At 64.6% G+C, this 7,920-nt stretch carries 7 protein-coding genes and 1 tRNA gene; 4 read left to right on the top strand and 4 right to left on the bottom strand.

The annotated features are described in order from the left end of the window. On the bottom strand, window positions 1-1,634 hold a 1,634-nt coding region (locus tag Q9Q95_RS13490; RefSeq protein WP_306097650.1), incomplete at its 3' end, for a FecR family protein. Between the two features lie 142 nt (window positions 1,635-1,776). Between Q9Q95_RS13490 and Q9Q95_RS13485 the strand changes: the two genes are divergently transcribed. Next, window positions 1,777-3,426: a ShlB/FhaC/HecB family hemolysin secretion/activation protein gene (locus Q9Q95_RS13485; protein WP_306097649.1), complete on the top strand. Its 1,650-nt coding sequence runs from the start codon at window positions 1,777-1,779 to the stop codon at window positions 3,424-3,426. On the opposite strand, the gene Q9Q95_RS13480 is transcribed toward Q9Q95_RS13485, so the two are convergent. Beyond that, the gene (locus tag Q9Q95_RS13480; protein ID WP_306097648.1) at window positions 3,413-3,541 is read right to left on the bottom strand and encodes a hypothetical protein; all 129 of its coding nucleotides are present in this window, start codon (window positions 3,539-3,541) and stop codon (window positions 3,413-3,415) included. The genes Q9Q95_RS13485 and Q9Q95_RS13480 overlap by 14 nt on opposite strands. 65 nt (window positions 3,542-3,606) lie before the next feature. Then, window positions 3,607-4,377: an exodeoxyribonuclease III gene (gene xth / locus Q9Q95_RS13475; protein WP_306097647.1), complete on the bottom strand. Its 771-nt coding sequence runs from the start codon at window positions 4,375-4,377 to the stop codon at window positions 3,607-3,609. Window positions 4,378-4,474: 97 nt separating this feature from the next. Here xth and Q9Q95_RS13470 point away from each other — a divergent pair. The 3 genes from Q9Q95_RS13470 to Q9Q95_RS13460 all read left to right on the top strand — a co-directional run bounded on the left by Q9Q95_RS13470 (window position 4,475) and on the right by Q9Q95_RS13460 (window position 6,711). Further along, window positions 4,475-4,550: transfer RNA gene (locus Q9Q95_RS13470), tRNA-Lys, on the top strand. A 158-nt stretch (window positions 4,551-4,708) separates the two neighbouring features. Then, window positions 4,709-6,016, top strand: coding sequence for an integrase arm-type DNA-binding domain-containing protein (locus Q9Q95_RS13465; protein WP_306097646.1), 1,308 nt, complete (start codon window positions 4,709-4,711; stop codon window positions 6,014-6,016). A gap of 353 nt (window positions 6,017-6,369) precedes the next feature. Beyond that, window positions 6,370-6,711 carry a hypothetical protein gene (locus tag Q9Q95_RS13460; protein ID WP_306097645.1) on the top strand — a complete coding sequence of 114 codons (342 nt, stop codon included), beginning with the start codon at window positions 6,370-6,372 and terminating at the stop codon, window positions 6,709-6,711. Window positions 6,712-6,879: 168 nt separating this feature from the next. On the opposite strand, the gene Q9Q95_RS13455 is transcribed toward Q9Q95_RS13460, so the two are convergent. Then, window positions 6,880-7,839, bottom strand: a complete 960-nt coding sequence (locus tag Q9Q95_RS13455; RefSeq protein ID WP_306097644.1) for a hypothetical protein — start codon at window positions 7,837-7,839, stop codon at window positions 6,880-6,882. Between the last annotated feature and the right edge of the window lie 81 nt (window positions 7,840-7,920).

The raw sequence follows: 7,920 nt of genomic DNA, 5'->3' as shown, positions 1-7,920 counted from the left end.
GCGTTGCCATTCCCGTTGCCGCCGGCGTTGCTGTTGCCGCTGCCCGAATTGTCGTTGCCGGTCCCGCCGGCATTGCCGTTTCCGTTGCCGCCGGCATTACTGTTGCCGCTGCCCGAATTGTCGTTGCCGGTCCCGCCCGCGTTGCCGTTCCCGTTGCCGCCGGCGTTGCTGTTGCCGCTGCCCGAATTGTCGTTGCCGGTCCCGCTGGCATTGCCGTTTCCGTTGCCGCCGGCATTACTGTTGCCGCCGCCCGAATTGCCGTTCCCGTTCCCGCCCGCGTTGCCGTTCCCGTTGCCGCCGGCGTTGCTGTTGCCGCTGCCCGAATTGTCGTTGCCGGTCCCGCCGGCATTGCCATTGCCGTTGCCACCGGCGTTGCTGTTGCCGCTGCCCGAATTGTCGTTGCCGGTCCCGCCGGCATTGCCGTTCCCGTTGCCACCGGCGTTGCTGTTGCCGCCGCCTGAATTGTCATTGCCGGTCCCGCCGGCATTGCCGTTCCCGTTGCCGCCAGCGTTGCTGTTGCCGCTGCCCGAATTGTCGTTGCCGGTCCCGCCGGCATTGCCGTTCCCGTTGCCGCCGGCATTGTTGTTGCCGCCGCCGGCATTGCCGTTGCCACCGGCGTTGCTGTTGCCGCCGCCGGCATTGCCCTTGCCGCTGCCCGAATTGTCGTTGCCGGTCCCGCCGGCATTGCTGTTGCCACTGCCGGAATTGTCGTTGCCGTTCCCGGCCGCGTTGCCGGCGCCCGAACCATTGCCCTTATCGCCGGCTTCGCCGCCGCGAACCTCGGCAGCGGGCATACGGACCGCAGCGGCCTCGACGGCCGCCAGCTGCACGCCGGTCGAGCCGCCCACCAGACCATCGGTGACCTTGCCGAGATCGGCCGCGCTGGCCGAGATCGGAGTGTCGATCATCTGCACCTCAGCCACCTCGGACGGTCGGACAAGGTCCACAGGTGCCGGCGCGGTCGTGCCATCGTCCGCAGCTCCGGTCTGGCCCGGCGCGGGCGCCGCCGGCGTTTCCGGCGTCGGGGCAGGCGCGTCGGGGGCGCCGCGTTGCGGGGAATCGATTGTCCGGGTGTCCTGCCCCTGGACGGTGAGACGATACCGATCGCCCGCGGAGACTATCGCGACCACCCCCGGCCGGATCAATTCGCGAGCGCCGCCGTCGCTGGTCGAGGTTTCGACCGCGCCTTCGACCACCTGCAGCGAGGTGCCCTGCTCGGTCACTGTGATCGAGAAGGTCGTGCCCTTCACCACCGCGGCAAGATAGGGCGTGCGGACACCGAAATGTGGGTTCGGCTTCTTCTCGATCTGGAAGAGCGCGTTGCCCCATTCCTGCAACACGTCGAACATGCCGCGCTTCTCCGCGACCGCGGCCGGAATGCGAACACGGCTATTCGCATTGACCGTCATGAAATCCTTGCCGCGTACCACGACGGCGCGCCCGCCCGGCCCGGTGGACAAGGTCGCTCCCTCAGCGATTACCGTGCCGCGGCGCGCCTGGCGATTGCCGCTGCTGTCCTGGACAGTGACGTTTCCGGCAGCCTCGCTGACGGTCCAGCCAGCGCTCTGCGCCATCGCGGCGGGACTGACGGAGATCAGCAACGCGCACACGGCAAATTTGGCAAAGCGGTTCATGGTCGGGGCCCTTTTCTACAGGCTCGCCTATATTCGGAAGACGTTTAAGCCCGGGTTGCCGCTGCTGGTTAACACCTTGATCTCTTGAGAAATTCGTAACGGGTCCTCCGCTATGCGGGTCGTGAAGGACCCTCGATTGTATATGGCACGCGCGGCTCTGCCCGCACTTCCCCTATTCGTTACGCTACCGTTCGGAGCCGCGGCTTACGGGCAGGATGCGCTCGATCGCGTGCAGCCGCCGGTGGCGAGGGAAGACCGCGCGCCCGAGGAAAATGCGCGCCCCCGCCCCGGCGTGCGGGTCGATGTCGAGGCCCCCGCGACCGTCACGGAGTCGACTCGCGCCATTCTTGTCGGCGCGATCGTGCTGCGCGGCTTGCAGAACCTCGCGCCCGGCGATTTCGCCGATATTCTCGCCACGCGCGTCGGCCGGAGCCTGTCCCCCGTCGAACTCGCCGCGCTCGCCAACGCGATCGCCGAGCGCGCGCGATCGCGCGGGCTGGTTTTCGCCTCGGCCTGGATCGGCGCACAGCAGCTTCAGAACGGCGTGCTGACCATCGACGTCGAGGAAGGACGCGTCGATGAGATCCGCTTCGACGGCGACGAGCAGCCCGCGGTACGCGCCGCGCTCGCGCCGCTGACGAACGGCGCGCCGGTGCGGATCGGCGAGCTCGAACGCCGTCTGCTCATCGCCGGCGACATCGACGGCGTGCGCATCCACAGCAGCCGTTTCCTGCGCGAGCAGGGCAAGGGCATTCTCCTCGTCAAGGTGACGCGCAACCGCGTCGCCGGCCGGGCGACGCTCACCAATGAAGGCACAAGGCCGCTCGGGCCGGAGCAGTTGTCGCTGCAGGTCGACTTCAACGCCCTGTTCGCGTCGGACGACTCCATGTCGCTCACCTGGTCGGGCACTGCGTTCGAACCGGGCGAACTGCGATTCGCCCGGGTGCGCTACGAGAAGCGGATCAGCCGGGACGGCACCGAGCTGGCAGTGAGCGCCAGCGGTTCGGTCGCCGATCCGGGCGCCTATCTCAATCCGCTCGGGATCCGCAGCCGCAGCTGGTATGTCGGCGCCACCTTGCTGCAGCCGCTCTGGCGCCGCCGCAACGCGAGCCTGTGGTTCGAGGGCGAACTCGGCATCCGCAACCTGCTTCAGTGGCGCAACGGCCGGCAGGTGCGCGACGATCGCGTGGTGGCTGCGCGCGGCACGCTCTACGGCTACACCGATCTCGCGGGCGGGCGGCTGCGGGTCAGCACGACATTGTCGCAAGGGCTCGACGTCCTCGGCGCGACGCAGGCGGGCGATCCCCTCGCCTCCCGCCGCGACGCCGATGGCAGCTTCACCAGCCTCAGCGCATGGACCGACTGGTCGACCGATCTCGGCGGCGATCTGAGCATCCGGCTCGCGATGCTGAGCCAATTGTCGTCGCAACCCCTGCTGGTCGCCGAGGAGGTCGGGCTCGGCGGCACCGGCTTCCTGCGCGGCTATGACTGGTTCGAGCGCAGCGGCGATCAAGGCGTGATGGGAATGGCCGAGTTCCGCTATCTCTGGCAAAATCCGTTCGGCGCCGCGCGGCGCGCGCAGCTCTACGTCTTCGTGGACGGCGGCAAGGTCACCAATCACGACGGTGGCTTCGGCGGCGGCGCACTGGCGTCCGCAGGCGGCGGCGTTCGTGCCGATCTGACTCGAACGTTCGGTGCAAATCTCGAACTCGCGGTGCCGCTGAGCGGCCCGCGCTACGACACCAACGACGAGAGCCCGAAGGTAAACTTCAAGATTCTCAAATCGTTTTGATGATTGCTTCGCCGACAACATGGTCGCAGACGTCGAGGCAGGCGCCCGTTTGACGGCAGCATGCGCGACCACGCTCGATGCCATGCCATCCGGCGATGCGGCTGCGATAAATCATGATCTACCTCCGCCACAGCCGACCACGCACGACGAAATAGCGGCCGTCTAGCGCCACCGGACGGCTCACCCCAGCTCGACCCACACCGGCGCGTGGTCGCTGGTCTTCTCCCAGCCGCGGACATGCGCGTCGACCTCTGCCGCCTCGAGCTTCTTCGCGGCAGGCGCGTTGAGCAGCAGGTGATCGATCCGCAGTCCGGCATTGCGGCCATACGCGTTCCGGAAATAGTCCCAGAAGGTGTAGATCGTCTCGTCGGGATGCATGGTGCGCAGCGCATCGGTCCAGCCCTGATCGAGCATCCTGAAATACGCCGCCTTCACCTCGGGCGCGAACAGGGCGTCGTCGCGCCAGCGCTCGGGCTTGTAGACGTCGCGATCGGTGGGCATCACGTTATAGTCGCCCGCGATCACCACCGGCACATCCATGCCGATCAGTGTCGCGGCGTGCGCGATCAGCCGATCGAACCAGCGCAACTTATAGTCGAATTTCGGTCCCGGCCGCGGATTGCCGTTGGGCAAATAGAGCCCGCCAACCAGTACGCCGTTCACCGCCGCCTCGATATAGCGGCTGTGGCTGTCGTCGGGATCGCCGGGGAGCCCGCGCCGGGTCTCGACCGGATCGCAACCCTTGGCGAGGATCGCCACGCCGTTCCAGCTCTTCTGGCCATGCCAGATCGCGCCATAGCCGGCGTCGCGAATCGCCTTTCCGGGAAATTTCTCGTCCGGCGCCTTGAGTTCCTGCAGGCATACCACGTCGGGGGCGCTCTCGGCGAGCCAGCGCAGCAGCACCGGCAGTCGGCCATTGACGCCATTCACATTATAGGTCGCTATCCGCACATGCGCTTCCTCCTCGCCCGACAAGGCATTCGGAGCGCAAAGGGTTCCCATCCTCCGGTTGACCCGCCGGGCAGCCGCGCCTAGGGGGCGGCAGCGTGGGTCCGTAGCTCAGTCGGTAGAGCAAGCGACTTTTAATCGAGAGGTCATGGGTTCGAATCCCATCGGACCCACCAACCTCTCATCTCTCCGCATATCGCCCCGTCTCAACGGGTTGCCAGAGCCGCGGAAGCTCCTCCAAGCCCTCGAATCAAGGCGTCTCAGCCGGCCACCCGCCATCTCAAATCGCGTGGGGACGCTGCCGGGGGCACCGAAAATTCAGATGGGGGCATCGATGCCGCTGACGGACATTCAGTGCAAAAAAGCCGCGCCGGGAGAGAAGGATTACAAGCTCTCCGACTCGGGCGGCCTCTACCTTTTCGTGACCACCAAGGGCGCCAAGTCGTGGCGGCTCAAGTACCGCTTTGCCGGCAGGGAAAAGCGGCTGGTGATGGGGCTCTATCCCGACGTCACGCTCAAGGACGCCCGCGACAGGCGCGACGACGCGAAGAAGTTGCTCCGAGAGCACAAGGATCCGCTGATCGAGGAGCGGAAGCGGAAAGCGGCTGCACATTCAGCTGCCGGCGCGACGTTCAAGGTCGTGGCTGAGCGATGGTACGCCGCCCAGCTCGGCCGCTGGGCAAGAGTGAACGCCACCAAGATCGCGCAGGCCCTGAAGCGCGACGTCTACCCTGAGATCGGGGCTCTTCCGCTTGTCGACATCGATGGCCCGACCGTCCTGGCATTGCTCCGCAAGATCGAGAAGCGTGGCGCGATCGACAGCGCCAAGCGCATCCGACAGCATATCTCGGCCGTCTTCGGCTACGGCATGGCGGAAGGCCTGTGCTTCGCCGACCCTGCAGGCCAGCATCTGCTCAAGGCGATGCTGCCGACACCCGTTGGCGGCAGCCAGCCCGGGCTCGGCAGCATCGAGGAGATCCGCGAGTTGCACGCGACAGTCGATGCCTCGACTGGATGCGACCTCACCAAGCTTGCTTCGCGGCTGCTCGGGCTCACCTTCGTCAGGCCCGGCCTGATCCCTACTGCGCGCTGGGAAGAGTTCGAGGGGATAGACTGGAACGATCCGAGCGGTGCCGGCGACGCAGAGGAGCCCGCCTGGCGCATCCGTGCCGAGCGCATGAAGCTTGAGCAGGACAACAAGGCGGACGACGCATTCGAGCACATCGTGCCGCTAGTGCCGCAGGCAGTCGACGTTCTCCGCGCCGTGCGCCGGCTATCAGGCCGCTTCCCCTACCTGTTCCACAGCGTCCGCTCGACCCACAAGCCAATGAGCGCGAACACCCTCGGCTATCGCTACAACGAATGCGGCTATCGCGACCGCCACGTGCCGCACGGATGGCGGACCAGCTTCTCGACGATCATGAACGAGCGCGCGACACTGCTCGATCGCGAGGGCGACCGCGCAGTCATCGACGCGATGCTTTCCCACAAGCCACGCGGCATCTCGGCCGCAGAGATGGCGTACAACCGCGCCCGGCATATGCCGCGACGCTGGGAGCTGGCGCGCTGGTGGGCGGACGAGACGATGAAAGGGTTGGTGCCGGCGAATGAGTTGGTCGCTTGGGACGATCGAGCCTGTTAGTCGGCGCGCCCCACGTCTTGGCGCAGCACGCTCGATCGATTGGTTATTTACCTTCGCAGCTGCGTGGCACTTCGTGGATTGATGTTTTTTGGCGATCAAAAAAATAATTTTCGAGGTCATCGTACTAAACGTTCCCTCCTAACTTGTTGAATACAGGGACCGCCCTTCATCGGGACTTGGGTTGAGGCCGCCTTTTGCGACAAATTGCGACGAAATGTTTTTTTGGAGCGGTGAACCGTTCAGCTTTTTGACAGTTAATGCATGGCAAACCAAGTGAGTGAACAGGGCCGCTGGTAACGGCCAAGTCCACGGAAGCTAATTTGCCTAGCAACCCCTAGTGTAGGAACTATGCCATGAAGAAGATCGCACTCGCTCTCGCCACCGTTGCCTTCGCCGCCGTGGCCACTCCCGCAATCGCGGGGGATCTCGTCAAGGTCCCCGCGCACAGCACGCTTGCCTATCGCATCTCCGCAGCGGGGGATTTCTTCGTCCACGCGGAAGGCTTCAAGAGCGACGCCGATGTGGACTATCGCCTGATCAGCCCCGTCGGTCGGACGCTCCACGAGGACACCGACTCCACCGCGTGGACGGAAGCCTTCATCGACGCCGACTCCTCGGGCACGTTCACGCTCTATATCCAGAACGTGTCCGACGAGGATACCGTGGTGGAGGTGTCGTCGCGGTCCGTGCGTTAAAACGGAGTCATTCAGCAACCATTATGGATCAGCCATTTAGGCGGGGAAGCTCGGCTTCCCCGCCTATCGGCGTCGACCGGGGTCCGGCATCGGATGTCCAAGCGAAAGCTAAAGGATGCACGGGCAGGCCCTACACCCTGATTACCAGCCCCGGTCATTGCCCTTTTCTCAGGGCCGATCTGCAACGAGTACCGGACCCGGTGTTGCCACCGAAGCGGTGGGCTCTGCAGCAGGAACTGCCGGAGCTGCGACAGGCACGAATACAGGCGCCGGCGTTCCGTTTCTCACGACACGAAAGCCAAATGGGTAGTCTACTCCACCAAGGTTCACATTCATCCGAACCACCGGCACCGCCTTCTTGTTGAATTTCACTTTCGCGAGCACCAGGCGGCCAGCATAGCTGTCGCCAGGATCGATGGTGGTGAGCTGGACGGTCTGCTCGCCCAGCATCGCCAAGGTCTGATCGAGTTGATTCCGTATCGTCACGAGACCGTAGGCCGTGCCTGCAGTAATGGCGGCGGCCTGCACCTGGCCTGCCGAGCTCGGCGTGTCGATCACGGTGCGATAGGTCCCGTAGCGACCGTAGGTCGTCGCGGTATAGGTGTCGCGCTGGTTTGCTGCCGCAACGGCCGAGAGACCCCCGGCAAGGCCTACGAGGATGCCTTTCCACATCGCCCTGTTCTTCGCCTTCTTCTCGAGGTCATGCCGCGAGTAGATCTGCACCGGCGCGCCATCGACGGTGATGGTCACGTTGGAGATGTCGAAGTTCGTCGCCCCAGCTCCTGCGTTGAAAACTGCGATACCGAAGGCCATGCCACCATGGTCGAATGGCAAGGGCTGAATCTGCACAGAGCCGGTTGGCGTGTCCAAGGTGACCATCGCGTCACCGCGGTTGTAGCGAACCTGCTCCGGCCCGACCTGAACCGGCTGCACGACGAGCTTGTCACCAGCAAAAGCAGTAGTAGGCACCGCGCAAAGCAAAGCGGCGACCAAAGTAGCCCTCAGCATGTCATGCTCCCCCAGAGCGACTCGCATTTCCCCCGCGAGCCAAATAATTTCGCGCTCAATTTTAATTTGAGTCAAGCGTTCGAAAAAAGAGCAAGCATCGCTTTTAAAATAACTCTGCAATTTGCGGCTTTAGGGCGAATGCTGCGTCGCGGACATTACGTCCGTTTCTCCGCAGTTTGGCCTGCGTTCGATTTGGCGTTC

Source organism: Sphingomonas sp. DG1-23, assembly GCF_030730875.1.
GTDB lineage: Bacteria > Pseudomonadota > Alphaproteobacteria > Sphingomonadales > Sphingomonadaceae > Sphingomonas.
The sequence above is the reverse complement of the archived record's forward strand: the minus strand, read 5'-3'. Positions and strand labels throughout refer to the sequence as shown.